At 57.0% G+C, this 21561-nt stretch carries 20 protein-coding genes; 11 read left to right on the top strand and 9 right to left on the bottom strand.

The genetic code is table 11. The features are described from left to right. Positions 1–7: 7 nt before the first annotated feature. Genes HQL65_00960 through HQL65_00950 form a run of 3 tightly spaced genes read left to right on the top strand, consistent with a single transcriptional unit; the run spans position 8 to position 4386 of the window. On the top strand, positions 8–901 hold the full coding sequence (locus HQL65_00960; protein MBF0134780.1) for an HlyD family efflux transporter periplasmic adaptor subunit: 894 nt from the start codon (positions 8–10) through the stop codon (positions 899–901). Continuing rightward, complete coding sequence (locus HQL65_00955; protein ID MBF0134779.1) at positions 898–2271, top strand: HlyD family efflux transporter periplasmic adaptor subunit; 1374 nt, start codon at positions 898–900, stop codon at positions 2269–2271. The genes HQL65_00960 and HQL65_00955 overlap by 4 nt, the downstream gene beginning before the upstream one ends. 6 nt (positions 2272–2277) lie before the next feature. Beyond that, a complete protein-coding gene (locus tag HQL65_00950; protein MBF0134778.1) occupies positions 2278–4386 on the top strand; it encodes an HlyD family efflux transporter periplasmic adaptor subunit in 2109 nt (702 codons plus the stop codon). Positions 4387–4422: 36 nt separating this feature from the next. Here the strand turns inward: HQL65_00950 and HQL65_00945 are convergent, their stop codons facing one another. Continuing rightward, positions 4423–5586: a Fic family protein gene (locus HQL65_00945; GenBank protein MBF0134777.1), complete on the bottom strand. Its 1164-nt coding sequence runs from the start codon at positions 5584–5586 to the stop codon at positions 4423–4425. A 304-nt stretch (positions 5587–5890) separates the two neighbouring features. Between HQL65_00945 and HQL65_00940 the strand changes: the two genes are divergently transcribed. Further along, on the top strand, positions 5891–6967 hold the full coding sequence (locus HQL65_00940; protein MBF0134776.1) for a hypothetical protein: 1077 nt from the start codon (positions 5891–5893) through the stop codon (positions 6965–6967). Between the two features lie 37 nt (positions 6968–7004). On the opposite strand, the gene HQL65_00935 is transcribed toward HQL65_00940, so the two are convergent. Further along, on the bottom strand, positions 7005–7619 hold the full coding sequence (locus tag HQL65_00935) for a DUF3782 domain-containing protein (GenBank protein MBF0134775.1): 615 nt from the start codon (positions 7617–7619) through the stop codon (positions 7005–7007). 515 nt (positions 7620–8134) lie between these two features. Here HQL65_00935 and HQL65_00930 point away from each other — a divergent pair. Beyond that, on the top strand, positions 8135–8275 hold the full coding sequence (locus tag HQL65_00930) for a hypothetical protein (GenBank protein ID MBF0134774.1): 141 nt from the start codon (positions 8135–8137) through the stop codon (positions 8273–8275). Positions 8276–8290: 15 nt separating this feature from the next. Here HQL65_00930 and HQL65_00925 read toward each other — a convergent pair whose 3' ends face one another. Next, on the bottom strand, positions 8291–9991 hold the full coding sequence (locus tag HQL65_00925) for a diguanylate cyclase (protein MBF0134773.1): 1701 nt from the start codon (positions 9989–9991) through the stop codon (positions 8291–8293). A gap of 607 nt (positions 9992–10598) precedes the next feature. Here HQL65_00925 and HQL65_00920 point away from each other — a divergent pair. The 4 genes from HQL65_00920 to HQL65_00905 all read left to right on the top strand — a co-directional run bounded on the left by HQL65_00920 (position 10599) and on the right by HQL65_00905 (position 14174). Continuing rightward, entirely contained in the window at positions 10599–11624 is a 1026-nt protein-coding gene (locus tag HQL65_00920) for a cache domain-containing protein (GenBank protein ID MBF0134772.1), read from the top strand. Beyond that, the gene (locus HQL65_00915; GenBank protein ID MBF0134771.1) at positions 11624–12529 is read left to right on the top strand and encodes a hypothetical protein; all 906 of its coding nucleotides are present in this window, start codon (positions 11624–11626) and stop codon (positions 12527–12529) included. Before HQL65_00920 ends, HQL65_00915 begins: the two co-directional genes overlap by 1 nt. Before the next feature lie 240 nt (positions 12530–12769). Further along, on the top strand, positions 12770–13228 hold the full coding sequence (locus HQL65_00910) for a cupredoxin domain-containing protein (GenBank protein ID MBF0134770.1): 459 nt from the start codon (positions 12770–12772) through the stop codon (positions 13226–13228). 7 nt (positions 13229–13235) lie between these two features. Next, entirely contained in the window at positions 13236–14174 is a 939-nt protein-coding gene (locus tag HQL65_00905) for a hypothetical protein (protein MBF0134769.1), read from the top strand. Between the two features lie 70 nt (positions 14175–14244). Here HQL65_00905 and HQL65_00900 read toward each other — a convergent pair whose 3' ends face one another. Both HQL65_00900 and HQL65_00895 read right to left on the bottom strand, forming a co-directional pair. Next, entirely contained in the window at positions 14245–15162 is a 918-nt protein-coding gene (locus HQL65_00900) for a sulfite exporter TauE/SafE family protein (protein ID MBF0134768.1), read from the bottom strand. Between the two features lie 24 nt (positions 15163–15186). Further along, positions 15187–15825, bottom strand: coding sequence for a hypothetical protein (locus HQL65_00895; protein MBF0134767.1), 639 nt, complete (start codon positions 15823–15825; stop codon positions 15187–15189). Positions 15826–16031: 206 nt separating this feature from the next. Here HQL65_00895 and HQL65_00890 point away from each other — a divergent pair, with 206 nt between their 5' ends. Continuing rightward, the gene (locus HQL65_00890; protein ID MBF0134766.1) at positions 16032–17906 is read left to right on the top strand and encodes a bifunctional (p)ppGpp synthetase/guanosine-3',5'-bis(diphosphate) 3'-pyrophosphohydrolase; all 1875 of its coding nucleotides are present in this window, start codon (positions 16032–16034) and stop codon (positions 17904–17906) included. Between the two features lie 170 nt (positions 17907–18076). Here HQL65_00890 and HQL65_00885 read toward each other — a convergent pair whose 3' ends face one another. From HQL65_00885 to HQL65_00870, 4 genes are all read right to left on the bottom strand, one after another. Continuing rightward, entirely contained in the window at positions 18077–18595 is a 519-nt protein-coding gene (locus tag HQL65_00885; GenBank protein MBF0134765.1) for a hypothetical protein, read from the bottom strand. A 16-nt stretch (positions 18596–18611) separates the two neighbouring features. Next, a complete protein-coding gene (cobO, locus tag HQL65_00880) occupies positions 18612–19151 on the bottom strand; it encodes a cob(I)yrinic acid a,c-diamide adenosyltransferase (GenBank protein MBF0134764.1) in 540 nt (179 codons plus the stop codon). 39 nt (positions 19152–19190) lie between these two features. Continuing rightward, entirely contained in the window at positions 19191–19778 is a 588-nt protein-coding gene (locus HQL65_00875; GenBank protein ID MBF0134763.1) for an alpha/beta hydrolase, read from the bottom strand. Positions 19779–19879: 101 nt separating this feature from the next. Further along, entirely contained in the window at positions 19880–21106 is a 1227-nt protein-coding gene (locus tag HQL65_00870; GenBank protein MBF0134762.1) for an aminopeptidase, read from the bottom strand. Between HQL65_00870 and HQL65_00865 the strand changes: the two genes are divergently transcribed. Further along, the gene (locus HQL65_00865; GenBank protein MBF0134761.1) at positions 21084–21494 is read left to right on the top strand and encodes a hypothetical protein; all 411 of its coding nucleotides are present in this window, start codon (positions 21084–21086) and stop codon (positions 21492–21494) included. The genes HQL65_00870 and HQL65_00865 overlap by 23 nt on opposite strands. The last annotated feature ends 67 nt before the right edge of the window (positions 21495–21561 follow it).

Here is a 21561-nt window from a genome sequence, read left to right as displayed (position 1 = left end):
AACGCCCATGATGATGTCCCGATCCATCAGGAAAAATCTCCTCTCTCCCGCCGGCCAGACCATGGCTGTCCGGGGTGGTCTGCGTCTTGGCTGGCTGGTGTGTTGTCTGCTGCTGCCCCCGGTTGTTCCGGTCTGGTCGGCACCGTCTGCACCTTCGGTCACCAGCAGCAGGGAAAAAATTCCGGTCCCTGTGGAGACCGGTTCCGACGGAATTGACCGGGGCACCGAAGAGATTCGGGCACAATTGACCTCCCGGCAACGCACGGTACTCGGTGCCGAGATCACTGCCAAAATCCAGCGCATCCACGTGACTGAAGGGGAGGCCTTTCCCCGGGGTAGACTGCTGGTGGAATTTGATTGCACCCTGTTTCATACCCGTCTGCAAAAAGCCCTGGCGGAGGTCCATGCCGCCCAAAAACGGGTGGAAGTACACACGCGCCTGATGGAGCTGGGTTCCCTCTCCCCGTTGGAACTTGAACTGGACCAGGCCGAACTGGCCCGCAACACGGCTGAAGTCACCACCCAGAAGATCATGGTGGACCGCTGTCTTGTGCGCGCTCCCTTTCCCGGACAGGTCATTGCGTTACAGGCCCAGCCATTCCAATATATGACGGAGGGACAGCATCTGCTGGAAATCCTGAACAATGCCGATCTGGAACTGGCCATGATCGTGCCCTCCCGCTGGCTCTCCCGCCTGCTTCCCGGGACGCCGTTGACGGTCCATATCGATGAAACCGGTCGAAATTATCCGGCCCGGGTGGTGCGCCCCATACCCCAGGTGGAGGCCGTCAGTCAATCCATCAAGGTGATTGGCCGCCTGGATGGCCAGTTTCCTGAACTGATTTCAGGCATGAACGGTCGTGTCATCTTCCCTGAAACCACCGGGAAATCGAGGCCGTGACCGATACCGCCCACAAAACCACACCCGACTCCCAGCAATTTCGCCTGCGGAGTCTGAGCCTGATCCTGGAACTGGGCAAGATGGCCCGTGATGCCCCGGATATTGAGGCCCTCGGCTTTGTCCTGGTCAATGAAACCCACCTGCTCACCCCCTACCGGCAGGCCATCCTGTGGCAAAGAAACGCCCCCGGTCAAGGGGAGGTGGTGGCCATTTCCGGTCTGTTCCGTATCGATCCACAAGTCCCGTTCGTGGCCTGGATGCGGCAATTGTGTGGCACTTTGGACCGGTCGTCCCATGCTGCGGAGGTGCGCGTCATTGCCCCGGAAAGCCTCCCGGAGACCGACCAATCCGCCTGGGCGGAATGGTTGCCTGCCGAATTGTTGTGGCTGCCCCTGAATCTGCCATCTGGTGCCCGTCCCGGCGGCATGCTGCTGGCCCGGGAAGCGGCCTGGAATCAGACTGACCAGGAGCTGCTTGCCATCCTGGCCGAAAGTTATGCCCACGCCTGGCGGGCACTGCAACCCCGTCGCCGTCTGCAATTCGGTCCCCTGCCCGATATCCGCCGTCTGCCTCTTCTGCTCCTGGTGGCCGTCCTGGCGGGTTCACTCTCTCTCCCGATTGACATGTCGGTTCTGGCCCCTGCCGAGGTGATTCCGATTGATCCGGTTGTGGTCCGCTCTCCCCAGGACGGGGTGATCGATCAATTCCTGGTGCGTCCCAACCGCACGGTCAAAAAAGGTGATCTGCTGCTGCTCCTCGATGACACCAACCTGCGCAACCGTCTGGATGTGGCCCGCACCGATCTGGAATCCGCCCAGAATGAATACCGGCAAGAGGCCCAGAAAGCAGTCCTCGATCAGGAGAGCAAAATTCGCCTGGCCCTGCTCCAGGGACGGGTCGAACAACGCCGCACCGAAGTGACCCATGTCGAACACCTCCTGGAACGCATCCGCATCCGGGCCAGCCGGGACGGTATCGCCCTGTTCGAGGATGTCAACGACTGGCTGGGACGCCCGGTCACGGTGGGAGAACGCATCCTGGTCATTGCCGACCCGGATGCCACGGAGCTGGAAATTCATCTCCCCGTCACGGATGCCATTCGTCTGGAACCCGATGCCGCAGTCAACTTTTTCAGCAACAGCGAACCGGACCAACCGTTGCCGGCCCACCTGGTTGAATCCGCTTTTCGACCCACTTCCGCGCCCGAGGGATTTCTGGCCTATCGACTCACGGCCCGTTTTGCGGGCGAGATTGCCCCGCCCCGCATTGGTTTGCGTGGCACGGCCCGGATCACAGGACAGGAAGTGTCCCTGTTTCACTATCTGTTGCGTCGCCCCCTGGCCGCCTTGCGCCGCATGACCGGGATATAGATCGACATGACGACCCTCCCCCCTCTCCGGGAGGAACTCCACCTCTTCCCCGGACCCCGGACCCGCAACCATGCCCCGACCTGGACCATCCACGACCCGGCCAGCAACCACTATTTTCGCATCGGCTGGCGCGAATTTGAAATTCTTTCCCGCTGGAACATGGGCAGCGCCGAGCAGATTGCCGCCCGCGCCACCCACGAAACCCCCGTCCATGTGCGGGCCGAGCAGGTTCTGGACGTGGCCCGTTTTCTGACCACCCACAATCTGGTCCGCATCCAGGGCAAGTCCGATCTGGCCCGCCTGCACCGCCAGGCGACGGGAACCCAACAAAACTGGTACCAGATCCTGTTTCACGCCTATCTTTTTTTCCGGGTCCCCCTGCTGCGCCCGGATCGTTTTCTGGAAGCCATTCTGCCCTCCATGGCGTGGGCTTTTTCCCGTGGCTTCTGGCTCTTCATGGCTGTGGTCACCCTGGCCGGAATCACCTTGGTCAGTCGCCAATGGGACATATTTTTTGCCACCCTGACGAGTCATTTTACCCTGGACGGGGCCATCATGATGGCCCTGGCCGTCTTTGCTTCCAAGGCCATCCACGAATTTGGCCATGTCCTGGCCGCCAAACGCCATGGCTGTCCTGTCCCGACGATGGGAGTGGCCTTTCTGGTCATGTGGCCGGTCCTCTACTCGGATGTCACCGCCGTCTGGAAACTGCCGGAACGCAAACAACGTGTCATCGTGGGACTCGCCGGCATTGCCGCCGAACTGGTTCTGGCTTCCTGGGCCACGCTGCTGTGGAGTTTCCTCCCGGATGGTCCGGCCCGCAGTGCCGCCTTTTTTCTGGCCACCAGCGGCTGGACCATGACCCTGGCGGTCAATCTCAGTCCTTTTTTGCGCTTCGATGCCTACTACATGCTCTCCGACTGGATCGAGGTCCAAAACCTCCATGCCCGTTCCGGTGCCCTGGGCCGCTGGTGGCTGCGCGAACTTTTATTGGGCCTGGGAGATCCAGATCCGGAACCCGATCTGCATCAAACCCGCCCTTTCCTGATTCTGTTCGCGTATCTTTCCTGGACCTATCGGCTGGTCTTGTTCATGAGCATTGCCCTGCTGGTCTACCATTATTTCTTCAAGCTGCTGGGCGTCGTACTCATGCTCGTGGAAGTGGGTTGGTTCATTCTGCGTCCGGTCATGCTGGAGCTGGGAAGCTGGTGGCAATTGCGGCAGCGCCTGCATATCAACCTCCATACCACCTTGACCACCCTCTTCTTCACCGGCCTGATTTTGTTCCTGGTTCACCCCTGGCACCACCGCGTGGAAGTCCCGGCCCTGTTACGTCCCGAACACCCGCCAGCCTTGTATGCCCCGGTTCCCGCCCGCCTGGACGCCTGGGAAGTGACCAAAGGGGAGACGGTGCAGCAAGGCCGGATCCTGGCCCGTCTCTCCTCTCCCGATCTGACCCACAAGATCAAACAGACCCAGACAGAAATCACGCTTCTGCGCCAACAACTCTCCCTGCACTCGGTCCAGATCGATCTTCTCGATCAGCGCCGGGATATCCGCCAGAAACTGAGTTCCCGCCTTGCCGAACAGCAGGGACTTCTCCGGCAACGGGAACAACTCACCCTGACCGCGCCAACCGACGGCCTGGTGGTCCATCGCCTGGAACATCTCCACCCCGGCGACTGGATCGGCATGACCGAACCCCTGCTGGAACTGGCCAATTTCCAACGCTGGGTCATCGAGGCTTATGTGGAAGAGACGCGCCGGGATCTGGTATTGTTTGGCGGCGAGGGGGAATTTTTTCCGGAAATGGGTGATCTTCCCACCCTGAGGGCACGTGTCACCCGCATCGAAAGCACCAACACCAAACAGTTGCATCATCCCTGGCTGGGATCGCATCTCGGCGGGGAAATCCCCGCCAAGGCCAATGCCCAAGGCGAAGCCATTCCTCTCACCGCCCTCTATCTCGTCCAACTCGAACCCTACCTGACCCCCGCACACGGCATGCTCCACATTTTGCGCGGCACGGTACATCTGACCGGTCAACCCCTCAGCATTCTCGACTCCATGTACCGCTCCGCCCGCAGCCTCGTGATACGGGAAAGCGGGTTTTGAGTGAGCGTGCTTTGCAGGTCAGATGGTTACTCGATATTACAGTGCATCACCTCCTTCATTCAGGATATTGAGATATCCATCGTACACAAACATTCGGTTGCGGCGCTGACCGGTGAGTTCGCGGGCGATGCCCAGGTTCACCAGGGTCAGCATGGATTTGGATGCGGTGGGGAACGAGATGCCTGCATTCTGGCAAAGCTGGTTCAGGCTGCACAATGGTCTTTGCCGCAAAGTGTCGAGAACACGCAAGAGGGTGGAAGCCCCACGTCCACTGCCCTGGACGCGCCGGGTATCCTGCTCGAAGAGCGTCACCAGCCGCCGGGCGGTCTGCACGGCCCCATTGGCGGTCTCTTCCACCCCTTCGAGAAAAAAATCCACCCAGACTTCCCACTCCCCGGAGAGGCGCACGCGATTGAGCAAATCATAATACAATGACCGGTGCTGCTTGAAATAGAGACTCAAATAGAGCAACGGCTGCGTCAGCGCACCGCCTTCATGCAGTACCAATGCAATCAGCAAACGCCCCAACCGTCCATTGCCATCCAGAAAGGGGTGGATGGTCTCGAATTGCAGATGCACCAAAGCCGCCTTGAGCAAAACCGGCATCTTCCCGGTCGCGCCATGGATGAATTCCTCCAATGCGGCCATGCACCTCTCGACCTCCTGGGGCGGCGGCGGCACGAAAAAGGCGTTACCGGGACGGGTGCCGCCGATCCAGTTCTGACTTCGCCGAAACTCACCGGGAGCCTTGTTGCTGCCGCGCCCTCGCGCCATCAGTTTGGCGTGCATCTCCCGCACCAGCCGGTTGCACAAGGGAAATCCCTCCCGCAACCGCGCCACGCCGTGTTCCAGTGCGGCGACATGGTTGGAAACCTCCACCACATCATCGAATGGAACACCTGGCACCTCGTCCAACTCAAACAACAGCAGATCTGCAAGCGAGGATTGCGTCCCCTCAATCTGCGACGACAACACCGCCTCGCGACGCACATAGGAATACAAATAGAGTTTCGGATCGGGCAAAAGCCATGCAATGCTGTCGAGACGCCCTAACGCCAAAGTGGCCTTTTCCAGCGTTTCCTGTCGCTCACCGCTCAGATCCAATGGCGGCACAGGAGGCAACGGGCTGGGCACAAAGGCCTGGACGGACTCACCTCCGGCAATGCTGGTGACATATTGGCCGGTCCTATCACGCCGCATGTGAAACGATCCTTGAATAAGAATTCGGATTATTCAACTATATTGCCGTTCCCTTTAATAAAAAACTGAAATTGCCCATCAGAGCTTCTCCGTATTGCAATTTCTCTCCTTGCTTGCTTGCGCTTGATCCATCAGATTGCGACAGAATACGCGATGTGTCAGCGCAGGGCAGGAAAACGTTCCGGGACCAGGTCCCTGCCACCATCCGAGTATCAAGCACATCTGTGGTCGTCATGCGCTCCTTCCGGGGAAAATTCTACCACAGTCAATCGCATTCCAACCAATACATTCATGGATTTTCCACATGACCTTTGCCAGCCGACTCCTCTTGTTTTATCTGCTACTGACCGGACCGGTACCCGTGCAGGCCGCCGCCCCCTCCCCCATGCCGGAGGGAGATTCGGCCTGCCGGACTGCCCCCCCGGTTCAGATTCCGTTTGCACCCAAACCCAAGTCCGAGTTGCTGGAACAAATTCTCAAAATGGACGAACCGGACATGCAGATGCGTGGCCGGCTGGTGATCCATGCGCTGGCTCCTGTGCAAGTGGAGCTGCGTCTTGAATATTTTCAGGGTGACCCACAACGCATCGCTGCCCTGATCGCTCTCTGGACCCGCTCCCCGGCCCTCAAGGATGTCCGGCTGCCGATTCACGATCTGCGTCTGGAAGGGGTTGTTGCCAGACTGGCCGGCAAAAGTATCGAGGTCCAGGCTGACAAGGTGATCCCGCCGGAAGGCACCCTGCACAACCTGAACCTGCGCCGTACCGGTGACAATCGCTGGGAACTCACCGTGGCAGAAGGCAATCTCCAGAAAATTCCGGAAGGAATTCCGGATCTGCCCCCCCTGCATGATGTCCGGTTTTCCGGCCTGCATGCCACCGGCAGCCCGCAGTGTCCGGGCCGGGTTCAGATATCCTCCCTGGCCGTGGAAGGCATCGAGGCCAGGGATGCCACACTTGAGGTGTTGAATATCACTCCGGGTCAGGAGGCATGGCACGGCTGGCTGGCACAGGTGACCGCCCCTCCTCTGCCCGGTGGGCCATCCATCCTGCCGGATTCACTCCCCTTTCTGGTCCAGGAGACCCGGGGCATCCTTCGGCAACTGGCTCAATTTGCAGGACTCACGCCCCTCCCGGCCACGGAACCCCTGGTCATTGACCATCTGGTCGTCCAGGCCGCCAGACAGGGACAACAAGTCAACGTGACTCATCTGTACCTGAATACGGCTGGCCTGCAAACCCAGGGACGCGCCAGACTCCAACCAAAACCACCCACCTGGATTCTGGAGCCGGATCTCCTGTTGACCAATCTCCAGAGTCCCCAAAAATCGATGCCGAAAAACTTCAAAAAAAGGCTCGTTCTGGGCCAGCATCGACAGTGATCGTCGAAACAATCCAACCCCACAGAATTTCTCGCTTTCACCAAACCCTGGGCACGAAATCCATGTCGTTGGCCAGTTGTACGGAATCACCCGATTGCACGATGAGAAAAAAACCCGCATTCATGACGTGACGATCCACGTCCTTGTCGATCAAGATACCGGCCATGGCTCCCATGGCCCGTTTGTCGGCATATATGGGAAAAAACTCCTTGAACTCGGCCATGCGTGTCTGATGTTCACGCACGTCTTCGCTCGTCAAGCGGCTCTTGACTTCCACCAGGGCGACGACATCGGTATTGGCAACCAGAAGATCGATTTCCATATGACGGTTGCCGGGAAGAGCGGCCTTGACATGAGGACTGACCTGATGGATCGGGATGCCCCGCTGGGCGAACAGGGTTTCGCAGGCTGGTGCCACCAGACCTTCCACAAATTCTCCCCAACGACCACCCAATCTGCCGACCAGTGTTGTGACCTCCTTGATTTTTTTATCGGTTTCCTGGGATTTGCGTTCGGTTTCGGCGCGGCTTTCCTGGAGAATGCGTCTGGTTTCCTGGAGATCGTGTGCCATTCTGGCTTCCGATTCTCGAAACAGTCGATTGGTCTCGTGAAAGAGTTTCCAGATATCATCAATGGTCAGGTTTTGGGACATGGATTTTTTCTCCGCGTGGACAACAAACATCTTCCTTGAGTCTTCGAGGCTATCGGGCCTCGGGGCCACTTTACCAGAATTATTTTTCCTGGGAAAAGCAAAAATCCGGTTGCATTCTGAGATGTCAATCCTGTAGAATAACCCACAGGTTATATTCTCTTCTCTATTGGTTTTGCCTGGATGCAAGAAAGATAATCAAGACAATGGGTCAGGTGCAACGACCCTCTCCGGGACCGTCATCGACGGCCCGGTGGTCGGGAGTACTGTCCAGATCATCGACAGCACTGGCAAGGTGGTGGCGGAAACCAAAACCGGGGCGAATGCCGGTTAGGAGGCTGTTCAAAATAACTTGAACAAGTCCTTCATGCAACACATCCCCCCGGTGCAATGCTGTAGTTCCACTCGCCGTGAAATTCGCGTCGCGTAATGGATAGTGATTGCATCACATCGTCTTCGATTTCATATTGATGAGATTGCCCTTTGCGTGTTCCCGGCAATGAGGTACGATGCCGGGCATGATCGACGACGATGATTCCATCTACCACCGCATCTTTTCCCATCCGGAAATGGTGGCCGATTTGCTGCGGAATTTTCTGGAGCCAGACCTCCTGACGGAACTTGACCTGTTGCATCGGCCAGGGAAAGCCTGCCAGTGATTTTCAGTGCGCTGCTTACTGCACGCCCTTGCCGGTCATGCCGGCACGCCACTGCACCACCCGGTTCCGTCCCTGACGCTTGGCCTCGTACAGGGCATTGTCCGCCAGCTTGAGAAATTCATCCCATTTTTCTCCAGCGGCTTCGGGAAAGGTGGCCACTCCGATGCTGCACGTTACGCGCATCCCGCTGATATCCGTATTCTCCAACCGTTCCCGGAAACGATCCGCCGAAGAAAAGGCTCCCTCCTCGTCGGTGTTGGGCAAAATGATGCAAAATTCTTCCCCGCCGTAGCGACAGGCATAGTCCATGGTCCGGAAATGGCTTTTGGCGACATGTCCGATCACCTCCAGCACTTTGTCACCCATGTCGTGGCCATATGTATCATTGAATTTTTTGAAATGATCCACATCGAAAAACAAAACCGAAAGGGATAAACTGTACCGGCGCGCCCGGTTATATTCACCGCTCAATAACTCCTCCAACCGCCGCCGGTTGTATAGACCGGTCAGCTTGTCGGTGTAGGACATCAGACGCAACGCCTCTTCCAGGCGCTTCTCCTCGGTAATGTCACGGATCAGGGCCGCACTGCCGATGGTAACTCCCTGCTTGTTTTGAATGGTCGCCGCATAGAAATTGAGGATCCGATCCTTGTAGACCAGGGTATCGGGCATGTCTGCCCCGTTCTTGTCCAGAAAGGCGCGCACATAGGCGGGGTCATCCACCACGGCGAGGAAGCCGCCTTCAATCAATTCCCGATCCGACTTTTCCAGGATCCGTTCGGCAGCCGGGTTGACGATGACCACGACCCCGGCGGCATTGGACACCACAATTGCCTCTCGCGCCGACAGGATGATCGTGGTCAGCTTGTTTTGTTCCTCGGTCAGGTGGGAATAGCCCTCCAGCACCTCGCGTGTCATAACATTGAAACTGCTCGCCATCCTCTCCAACTCTTGCATCCCCATGACTGGAACCTGCTGCGAAAAGTCCCCCTGCGCAACCTTTGCCATCGCCGAAGTGACCCGATCAATCGGCCGCACCAGTGAATACCGGATCAGGAAACCAACCACCAGAAGACTTCCCAGAATGCTTGCAGCCAGGATCATGGTGGCCTGGATCCGGGTGGCCCTGATCGCTTCGTGTACCGATGCCAGCGAGGTGGTCAGTTTCAATATTCCGCGTACAGGATTCTCTTTGCCATGGCAGCGGTAGCAGGACTTTTCCGCCAGAATCGGCAGCAGAAAGGTCAATTTTTTTTCTTTATTGTCGCCGCCATGATACAAGATCGATGTTTTTTTATCCTGCAACACCTTTTTGAGGTTTGCGTCATCCCTGGCCAACACCGGCACTGCCCGTTCCTCCTTTCGTGGCTGGAATTCATCGCTCCCCATCCGTGTGTTGACATCGTGAATCGTTTTATTGTCCTGAAAGGCTTCGTTGCCATCCATCCGGAGAATACGGAAATCCTCCACATCCCGCACCCGCTTGAGGCCATCCGCGTAGGCGTGGGCAATATCCGCGTAACCGCCCAGCATGACTGACTGCAAGCCGTGGGAAACCGCTTCGGCCATCTTGCCCATATTGGCCTCGTTTTGCGACAGGATGCTTTGCTCCTGACTTTTGGTATAAAAGGCGACCATGGTGACTACGTTCAACAGAATGACCCCACCTACCAGGATCAACATCCTGCCGCCAATGGTCGAGAAAAAACGTATCATGGACGCACATCTCCCTGCCGCAACAACCGTCAATGAAACACTTCGTTGATAATCAGCACTCCAATGCCAATGACCAGGATCCCCCAGGCCGGAAAAATACCGGGATAAGATGGAGTCCAGGCCCGGTACCATGCCCATCACCTGTGGGAACAAGAGAGAGTACCCGGGGATTTTGCAGGAGTTCCAAAGGATCATCAAGGTATCCGTCACCAATGATCAACAGGAGTGACCAGGATGACCGGGAGCAGGGATGGTGTTTCTCCAGCCTTGCCGGGCCCATGTCCCCAGGGCACCCTTGAAGCGGGTTGCCACCTTGATGGTATAGCCGACACAATCCTACAGCAACACCCATGCCGACTTTTCCGTTTGGTTGCGGCCTTGCCGCTTCATGGGTAGACTGGTACCGTTGTCCTGGGTGTCCGGGAAGGTTTGCGACGGATTCACGTTCACAAACAATTTTCTGTTTTGGCGGTCAAACTGGTGGAGCATGCCAGGAGCGTTCGCACGGATATAGGGCTTTCCCGGGAAGAAAAGTTGGTGATTGCAGAGTTGCATGGATCCATCATTGACGAAAGATAAGATGATGCGAATGTATGGGAAATGGATCTTGATGGTATTTTTTCTGGCAGGCGTGCTGGCTTGGCCGCAAGCCGGGCATGCCAGGCCGCAGATGAGCCTGGAAGCTGCCAGAGAACAGGCAGAAGCCCAGATCGAGCAGATGCTGTTTCGCATCAAGATGTTTCACCACGAGGTGAAAAGCACGCTGCTGACCACCGTTGAGATGCCTGTTTTTAAGGAATATTTTTCTTTGCCGGAGTCAGGATCCAACACCCTGAACGCGATGGGGGTCCCAACCTTTTCGCCCAGTCAGGTCAAGCTGCGCAAAAAGATGGAAGAGTGGGCCACGATCCTGAACAAACGCTTTCCCATCGGTGAAGTCTGCCTGATCGACCGCACGGGCCAGGAACATTTGCGGACCGTGCATGGCAAGGTGGAAGATGCCCATTTCTTTTCGAACAGCGAGTCGGACTCCCCCTTTTTCGCACCGTCGTTCCGTCTCCTGCCGGGGAATATCCATACCAGCGACCCCTACATGTCTCCGGATTCGCTTCACTGGGTGATCGCCTATACCATCCCGATCATTCTGGAGAACGGCGATAAACCAGCGTTTTTCCATTTTGAAATCCCGCTCGATGTCTATGAGAAAGTCCTGTCCAGCAAGGATTTCAGTTACTCGACCGGGTCTGGGAAGTTTCAATTGGATTCGGAGGAGGAGGGGCAGTACTTCCTGCTTGACAAGGATGGGCTGTTGCTGGCCGACAGCCGGCAGAAGATCCGCTCTGGATTGCGCACCAGAGATGCTGCCGATCATCATGACGACGAGGATGCGGCTGATTTTACGATGCGGGAAAAGTTGGCCGATTATCTGCTCGGCGTTGCCTCGATCAGCAATGATCCACGGTTTCTGGAAGCTACGGTGAGGATGCGCCAGGGAGAGAGCGGTGAGGCGCAACTGAACCTGAAGGGGCGTACCTACATCCTGCTGTATCGTCCAGTGCCAGGCCGTTCCTGGTCGTTGGGGCATTTGGATCCGGTAGGTCAGGATGGAGACCTGGACAGGGATAAACGGTAATGGGTAGATCGTTGCTGTTCGGGTGGCTGGTTGCAGGGCTGGTTGCAACGACTGGGTGGGCGAATTCCCCTTATGATGAACTGCCTGTCATGCCTTTGAACGTCCCTGTGGTCGTGGATGGAGAGTTGGGGGATTGGAATGCGCAGGGGATGCGAGAGGGCCGCCTGCTTTCCCTGACTGACTCGGAGTGGGAGGTGGATGCGGCGACAGGCAAGGATGCCCCGTTAAAGGAAAAAAAATTGCGGGTGTGGTTCGGCCATCATGGGGAGAGGCTCTATTTTGCCGCCCAATGGTCGGATGAGACCATGAATGCCCTTTACAAGCCTTGGAAGTTGTCCGGGAACGGATATCAACGCAGCCGTGCCCTGGACGACATGCTGGTCGTGCGCTGGCAGATGGGAGAGTCGTTCAGCCAGTGCATGCTGTCGAGTACCCAGTACCGAACCGATGTCTGGCGGTGGAGTGCCGGACGTTCCAACCTGTCCGGCTTTGCCGACGACATGCAGCACCTCTTTTCCAACAAGCCGTTCGATAAACCGGCGCGGGAATACGAGGGGAACAAGGGGACGGTCTATTTTCAAAACGCCATGGATGAGGGGATTCCGGGTTGGCAGACCGAGCCGACGCCCAAGCCGGAATCCGGGCCGGTGGTGCCAAGCATTGTCAAGGTTGGCGAGGCCTCCGGCAGCCGGGCGGACGTGACCGCCGCGGGACGATGGAAGGATGGGGTCTGGACCGTCGAAATGTCCCGTTTGCTGAAGACCAAGGATCCCAATGATGTGGTGCTGGAAGTCGGTGGTGAGCGTGTCGTGCAGTTTGCGGTCTTTAACGCCGGTTACCGCCTGGAAAAGCTCATAACCAGTCCATTTCGGGCGCGTCTGCTGCCCGGGGAGGGGGGCAGGTGAGCCGAAAATGTCGGCCAGAATTCCGGAAAGACGCAGGGAGTGGAAGTGTCGCCATGACCGGCGGTATTTTTCTTGCCAAATACCTGTCAGCCATCGCATAATCCGTCAATGGTCATGCCTTGCCGCACCATGCACGCCGGAAAATGCGGATTGTCGGCCACAGGCATGGTCTCTTTGAAAATCCGGCTGTTTATTGAGACGACTTTCGGACGCAACACGAGCCTAAGGGAGCAGGTGCAGATGAAAAATCCGATGCGTTGGATCGCCTTGACGTTGGTCCTGATGACGGGTGTGGATGTGTTAGCCGCCGAGGATTATGTGGTCAACAGCGCAGAGATCGTCAAGGCCGCAGACTGGAAGGCCATCGAGAAGGTAACGGTCACCATGGATGAGTACTCCTACTCTCCAAAGCAGTTGACCTTCAAGGAAGGCAAAACCTACCAACTGATCCTCAAGAACGCGGGTGAGAAAAAGCATTATTTCACCGCGCCAGAGTTCTACAAGTCGATTGCCACCCGCAAGGTGCAGTCCGACAAGGACGGCGAAATCAAGGTCCCCTATCTGCTTGCCGTGGAATTGATGGTCGGGGGCCAGTTGGATATCTATTTCGTTGCAGTGAAAAAAGGCAGCTATCCGGTCTTCTGCACCATCGACGACCACCAGAAACAGGGCATGGAAGGTCGGATAACCATTGAGTGACGGCGTGATGTTGACACGATCAGGACAGATGCCGGGCGCGGGCGGTCGGACCCTGTGGTCGCGGACCGCTCTGGCGCTGCTTGGCGGTGCGTCTTGGGCCGCAGGGTGGGCAGGGTGCGTCTGGGCGGCATCCCCTCCTGCCGCGTCGCCCATCCCGGTTGATGTGCCTGCCCTCTCCGCGCTTCCCCAGGTGGATGGGGAGTTGGCAGATTGGGGGGATTCGGGCTGGACAGATGTCGAGATCAAGCCGGCCAAGGAGAACGATGCAGACAATGTGACCGGCGTGCTGAAAGTGCGCATCAAGGCCGGCGTGGCCGGGGAACGCTTCTTCTTTGCCGCCCGCTGGCCAGATCCGGAGGCCAGTACTCTCTATCGCCCCTGGAAGTTGAGCGGAACCCAGTACAAACGCAGCAAACTGCGTGACGACATGTTTGTCGTCCGCTTTGACATGGGGGGAACCTACGACGAATGCATGCTCTCCCGGAACGACTATCGGGTGGACCTCTGGCAATGGTCGGCAGGCCGTACCAATCCGGCTGGTCTGGCCGAGGATTTCATGCATGTCATCTCCGCCACACCGCAGGAGAACGCCGCCGAGTATGAGCATCCCGAAGGGGGGATGGTTTACATCCGCAAAATCCGCGACGCTGGCAAGCCGATCTATGACAATCTTGATGCGCCTGCGCAGCCGAACGGAGAGACGCTGCCTGGCATCCAGATGCTGAAGGACCCTTCCGGCAGCCTGGCTGATGTGACGGCCAGGGGCGTGTGGAAAGACGGGCATTGGCATCTGGAACTTTCCCGCAAATTGAACACTGGTCATGGCGACGATGTAAATCTGACCGCGCTCCGGGAGATTCGGGGAGCCATCGCCGTCTTCAATAAAGGGTTTGCCGAACACAAGAGTGTCTCCGGTACCCTGCTGTTCCGCTTTCCCTCGCGTTGAGGTCAGGATCCATACGGCCTGCCCCTGTTGAGGTCAGGATCCATACGGCCTGCCCCACAGGTACCGCATTTCACCAAAACCCTTGCAACCAGTAAAATCCCGCCAAAAACAGCAGAGAAACACCCAGAATATTTTGCAGCATGTTCTGGGAAAAATATTTTTGGGCGGAAGCTCCGGCATACATGCCGATGGCCCCACCCAGTCCGAACAGGATGCCCAGGAGCCAATCGGGACGAACTGATGCGGTGGATCCGGTTGGCATCAAACTGTAAAATGCCACGCCAAAACAGGAGGTCGCCAAGGTTCCGGCCAGGGCGGCTCCGGCCACCAGACGGATGGGCAGGCGAAACCAGGTGACACAAAAAGGGGCGATGATGGCCCCGCCGCCAATGCCATAGGTGCCGCCCAATGTTCCGACGACCAAAGCCAGAAAAAACAAGGCCGGCGTAGAGACCTGGTATCCGGTTCCCTGACTGGTGAACGCCAGGTGACGCCAGGTGAATACGCTGTGGATGACCGACGTGCCGGGTTGAGATGTTCCCGGTTTATTTTCAGCCGGAAGCCGACTGTTGCCAGAGTTTTTGTTCTCACCGAGCAGACGCCAGGCAAGATAGAACAACACCCCTCCGGCAAAAAGTTTGAAACGGGCGGGATCGGGCAGATAATGGACCCGCAGGAGATATCCCAAAAATATTCCCGGCAAGGTACCAGCCGTGATCACGCCGACCAGAGGCAACAACAGTCGCCCCTCCCGGGCATAACGCCAGATGCCGCTGGGGGTGGCGATCAGGTTGAAAACCAGATTGGTGGCGCTCACGCCCGGGGTCGTGTAGTGCAAAACGCTCATCTGAAAGGGAAGCAACAACACCGCCCCGGAAATTCCCACCATGGACGTGAAAAACGAAATGCCAAAAGCCACCAGTGGAGGCAACCACAATCCGACCTGTACCCCGGAAACCGGGAAACAATAATTTGCAAAACCCTCCATGGAGATGGATCCCTCCGATGTTGATCAGGGAGGTGTGTCACACATGTTGCTTTGATACTGCCTGGCCAGGGAGCGGTAGTAGGAACGACAGGCGCGTCCATTGCCGGAGCGGGTGCAATGGTTTATTCCCTGTTCGATCATTTGATAGGTCTGTTGCAAACGTTCCAGACACCCCGCCTGCCATTTACAGGCAAAATAGTGATCCGTAGCCGGACCAACGCGCAAGGGGGCCGGACCGCAGTTCGGAATATGGATGACCGGCAGGGGAGTGCTTTCCTGGTCTGCATCCTCTGCCCCGGAGGGTGGTGAGACAGGGAGATCTGCGGGAGCCATTTCCGCCGGAATGCCCTGCTCCTCGTTCTTCCTTGGCTCCGTGGTCAATGCTGGAGTATGGTCAGTGGGAGTGTGGGGTGTTTTGGAAACCGGCAAGGGAACCGGCAATGATCCGGCATACAGCAACGAGCTGCCGGGGAGCATCTCCGCCTGAGTTGCACGCAAGGAAAAAAAGTTCGCGGGAGGCCATTCCCAGACACTTGGCAAAAAAGGAGCCGTCATGGTTTCCATGGCATTGGGTACCAGAAGGAGAGCAAATATCACTCCCAACACGATACCCAGCCCGTAAGGTACCAGCATGCCCGCGATGCGTTTGAGCCATCTGCCCATATCTGGCCCCGATTTTTTATGTGGGATTCCGATACGTATACCGGGTCGATTCTCTCCGGTAAAATGCTTTATACCTGTAATTGAGTCTTTTTGGAACAAATTATGGTCTTGAAAATGCAACGGCTGTGGCACAAGGATATCCGGCAACGGATGTGCCGGGGTAATTGTCAGGGATTTTGACAGAAAGATTGTTGAAAAGAAAGCCGATGCGCCAGGTTGAAGAACAGATTGCGGAATTGGTTGCACAGTGCCGGGAACGGATTGGTGATCCGGGAAGCCAACGGGTGGCCATGGCAGCCACGATGGCCTGTGAGTTTCATGCTGGTCAAATTCGCAAGCTGGATGGCATCCCTTACGTGACCCATGTCATCAGTGTGGCAAATCATTGTCTGGAATGGGGCTTGACGGATGTGACGGCCATTTGTGCCGCCCTGTTGCACGATGCCATCGAAGATGCCCCCCCCGTCATGGAAGCCGAAACCCGCATTGCCGGTTTTTGCGAAGACGTGGCGACCATGGTGCGCTCCCTCTCCAAGATTCGCAATCTGCAAACCGGGGCCGGCGATATGGCCGCCACCTATCGGCGCATCATGGCGGCCGCCTCCAAGGATTTGCGGGTCCTGGTGGTCAAGACCTTCGACTGGCTGCACAATTCGGAAACCTTGCATGTTCACGGTCCTGCCAAGGCCAAAATCAAGGCCAGCCTGGGACTGATTTATGTGGGGGTGGCCCGGCGCCTGGGCATGATTGCCTTGGCAGATCTTTTGATCGAACGGCTGTTGCCCCATCTGATGCCCATCCAGACCCAACGGGCCAAACGTACCCTGCTCACCCTCCAGAAAAGAGGGGCCGAGAGCATGGAACGCCTGAAACGTCAATTGCCTGCCGTCATGGGCGATGACTTGGCCATGGATTTCATCCTGGAACAAAAAAAAATCGGTGACTACTTTCACCTGGCCGAAAAGCCCGGAACGGGTCAGTTGGTCCGTGTTGGCTGGCCGGTGTATCGTCTGAAACTCCTGGTTCCCGACGATGATACGGCCTGGCGGGTTCTGGGACGGGTCCACAGTTTTTTTGGTCCTCTGCCGCGACACATTCGCGATTATCTCAATGCCCCGCGCATCAATGGTTTCCGTGCCCTGACCACCCGGGTGGTCTGGGAAGGGCATCCCCTCAAGGTCCATATCGTCAATCCCCGTGACGAAGAGTCCAACCGGATGGGAATTTTGGCCAATTGGGGAAAAAGCGGGCCGGACACCACCCGCTATATGAATCTTCTCGCCACCCTGGGAGACAGCGATCTGCGCATGTCCGAGGTGCATGCCCATGTGCTGCCGGACTTGTTGGACGTCTACTCTCCCAAGGGAGATCGACTGACCTTTCCGGTGGGATCGGTGGTGATTGATTTTGCTTATCTGGTCCACACGGAACTGGGCCAACATTGTATCGGTGCCCGGGTCAACGGCATCCAGTGTCCACCTGAACATCCCCTGGCCGATGGGGATGTGGTCCATGTTTTGACAGCCAAGGGGGCACGTCCCCAACGTGCCTGGATTGATGTCGTCAAAACCGCCCGTGCCCGCACCATGATCAAGCAGGCCCTGAAAGACCAGAAAATTCCGGTCAGGGGCGTGGAGCGGAGTCCGGATGGACGATTTTTGTTGACCTCCCTGAGTGGTCCGGATTTGCGATGGTCGGCCTGTTGTATTGCGGTGCCCGGTAATGACGTTGTGGGACGCATCTCGGCGGATGGGCAATGGATCGTGCATCGCGCCGATTGCCCCAAGGCCCAGGGTCCCTTGTGGGAAAAGGGGGGGTGGAATCTGGTTCCGGCCTCCGAAACCCTCAATGTGACCTTTACCCTGGACCATCAGACAGGAGCCTTGCTGCCGGTTCTCGAACTCATGGTGAGTTACGGCATCAACGGCCACTCCATTCAAAGCAAGGGGCGGTCAGGATCCGTCTATACCATCGCCATCGAGATGGGCGGCAAGGATCCCTACACCCTCGGGCGGGTCTTGAACGCCCTGACGCGCATCCCCTCCGTGAAAGAGATTCGGAGCTACTACTGGAAAAGTTGATCCAGCCAAAGGTCGGGCATCCCTGCATCCGTGGGTCGTCGATTTTTATTGCCATCCATCCGGAAATTGGGTAGCTTCGTCAACAGAAGGTGGGAGCGCGAAGCCGGCTGGGTCTGGACCCGATAGCCGGTGGGGGACGCCGGGACAGTATCCAGATGCTGTTGACTGGCCTAACCTCCCACCTTTTCTTTTGTGTAAATCAATGTTCCAACACGCCGGCTGTCCATGTATCTGGATCTTGCACGGATCAAGTTCCAAAACAAGTTCTTTTCCTGGGTCACCTGGACGATAGCCAGCATGTCGCGGTGTCCTTGGAACAGACCAATATACTGAGTGCGGTATCCATCTTGATACCGTGTCAGCCATACCTCATAGGGATCGGTCAACGTCGGAAGCAAAAAATTACCAAATTGCTCCCGGGCATCTGTTCTTTTTACTGCCACATGTTCCAATAGTTTTCGTTGCAGGATTACTTTCTCGACCGGAGTTTCCACGATGCGCATCAAATTTGTCGGGGAAATTCCGACTGCGTTTGTCAAAATTTGCAAAGCCTCGTCCAATGATCTACCGGCAATAAGTATTGCAGGTTGTCGAATCCGAAAATGATCGGGAACTTCCGCAAGGTTTGGCCTGCCGTATTCTTGCCAGCTTTTTTGTCCTGGCAAGATACGAATGCTGTTTTTCTTCATTTTTCATTGACCTGCATCAAAACTCGATGCCGCGAGTGGCTTTGATACCGGCCTTGAAGGCGTGTTTGATTTCGCGCATTTCAGTCACCGTATCGGCAACCTCGATGAGTTCCGGAGCCGCATTGCGTCCGGTCAGGATCAGATGCAGATGGGGAGGTTTTTCGGCACGGATGAAATCAGCCACCTCCGTGCCGGTCAGCCAACCCATGCCCACGGCAAAGTTGATTTCATCCCACACCACCATGTCAAACGCATTGGAACGAACCTGCTCCTGACAAAAATTCCAGATATGGCGCGTGGTGGCACGGTCCTGAGATGGGTCATTGGTGTTCCAGGTAAAACCATCCCCCATGGCATGCCAGGTAATATCCTTGAGGGTGGAGGCTGCGCGTTCCTCGCCGGTTTTCCACTTTCCTTTGACGAATTGGATGACGCACACCCGCATGCCCCAACCCGCAGCCCGCAACACCATGCCAAAGGCACTGGAAGATTTTCCCTTGCCATCACCGGTCAATACCACCACCAATCCCCGTTTTTCCGCTGCGGATGTCGTCATGTTCGCGTTCTCCAGTGGTTGTTTTTCTGCTTTTGTTGTTTAAAACTTTCCGGTTTTCAAAAAGCGGATCACATCATCGGCCACCGTCCGGGAAAATACCAATCCCAGATGATTGCAGTACCGTTGGATCCGGGCATGAACTCCATCCAAACGGGTTTCCGCCACTTCCACCACCCCATCATGAGGGAGGTGCAGTAGCACGATCCGCATGGCCAAGCCGGCGGCACGATCCCCCACCACGCTGGCAAATATTTTTTGTGGTGGGACATCATGGACACCCTGTCCATCCAGGCCTTCGAACATGCTGCGACCGAGGAGCCATCGGGTTGGGGCGAACCGGTATAATTGCCGGGCGGCCTGACTGCCCCGGAAGGGTGACCCCAATGCCAGACATCGTTGCACGGGCCACTCTGGATAATCGTGCAGAAAACGCAGAATGACCAGGCCACCCAGACTGTGCCCCACCAGATGGACGCGACCATCGGCCACATGATGCAACAGAAACTCTTTCAATCTTGAAGCATTTTCGGCCACCGTGGCCCGCCGGGACGGGTAACTGAAGCGCAAGGTTCGAAAACCGGCCTCGTGCAATCGAAAACGTAATACCCCCATTTCCCATCCGTTCATCCACAATCCATGCACCAGGATCACCCACGGTCGCTGCCGGGGATTGGGGTTCGGTTCATGGGTGGAGTTGGGCAATGCGTGAGGCAGGCTGTCGTCGCTGTTCATGGCGTTGGTTGGGGGGGAGATTTCCCGGCAAGTTGCTGTAACTGGTCAAGGCGTTCGTTCGGTGGCAGGTTGCCCAGCTTGCGGGCAGCCTGGTGAAATTGCGGCATGGACCCACCTTCCCGGGCCAAGAGGGAGAGGAAGGCAGGAACCCAGCGATTGTAGGTGGTCAGGGCAACCAATTGGGCATTGTTCAACTCTGGCGTGAACCATGCCGCACACTCCCCGGAACCACCCCATGCAGCAGCGAGACGCTGCCAGGATGCCCGGGATGCAGCCAAAATCCGGGATTTGACAGCCTGCATCTCGGATGGGGTGCGTTGCGAAGCATAGACCACCCCCAGCAAGGTGCGGGTTTTTTGAATCAAATGCAGACACTGGGACCGGCGTTGCAAATGGCGGTGATATTTTTCCAAAACGGAATGTTTTCCGGCCTGCTGCAACCAACGCTCGATTCCAATCTGACCGACAGCCTCGGCATAGGACTCATTAAAGGTGGTATCGTCGGAAATGTACAGGGTGGCATGGGCCATTTCGTGAAAAATCAGCCCGACCAGCCAAGGTTCCGGCCAATCGAGAAAGGTGTTGAGCAGGGGGTCATCAAACCATCCCAGCGTGGAGTAGGCCGGGGCACCGGTGATATACACGTCTTTTTCCTGTTCGGCCAACTCCTGGCCGGAACGCCGGGCATCGGTTTCGGAAAAAAATCCCCGGTAGGTCATGCATCCTACGATGGGAAAGCACCAGGTGACCGGTTGCAGGGAAAAAACCGGCGTGGCATAAACGCCCCAGACCACATAGGGTCGGCCCAAATCCGCATAGGATCGAAAAGATCCGGTCGGTTGCAGGGCAAGGTCGTTGACCGCAAAATCGGTGGCCTTTTTGGCCAGAAGCAACCGTTCTCGCAGATGGGCAGGCGTGTTCGGATCTTCCAGCAATTCCGCCACGGATTGGCGGCGGGCCAGAAGATCGATTTCGCCGCCTATCGCCTGTAGATAATAATGCACCGTGCTGCAACCGGACATCAGCAGACCCACCACAGCCATCAGCACAATGCGCCGGGCGGTTCGGCAACCAGACTGGAAAATCACCCACCGACCAGAAATTTTTTCAGGCCACCTGGCAACGATTGACGCCACCCCCCGGGACAGGGTGTAATCACCCAGGCAGACTCTTTCCGCCACGCTCACGAAAGGCGATGACATGTCGAACCAGATTTTTTCCATGTTCCTGCGTCTCTCCCAGGCAGCCGGTGCCCGGCTGCCTGCCAAACTGCGTCCGATCCTGTTTCCCCGAGACCAGCACAGGGAAAATTCGGAACCCTTGCCTCAACGCTCACCCGAAGAGATTTTGCAGGACATCCTGGCCTGGAACAAGCAGGATGCGGAGCAGTTGTGTCAATGGCTCAATGCGTATGACCATCTCGTGCTTTCCGGTGCCTCGGCTCCTGCCCTGGATTTGCGGCGGGTGCCCAGTGAGGATCCAAAAGCCCATTTTCGTTTTGGACCACCGGTGCAGTTTGTGGCGTTGGATCAGCGGGCGCGATGCGTGGTTCGTTCCGGTAAACCCGGACGATTTCGTTATGCCGTGCAGGGGGTGACAGAGCTTGTTTGATGGATTGCCGGGCAATCAACAAATAACCTCGATTGCTTCGTCGCGGAGTGGATATTTTGGGTTGGCT

It is taken from the genome of Magnetococcales bacterium, assembly GCA_015228935.1.
GTDB lineage: Bacteria > Pseudomonadota > Magnetococcia > Magnetococcales > DC0425bin3 > HA3dbin3.
Note: the sequence above shows the minus strand (reverse complement) of the source record. Positions and strands in the feature narration are given on the sequence as shown.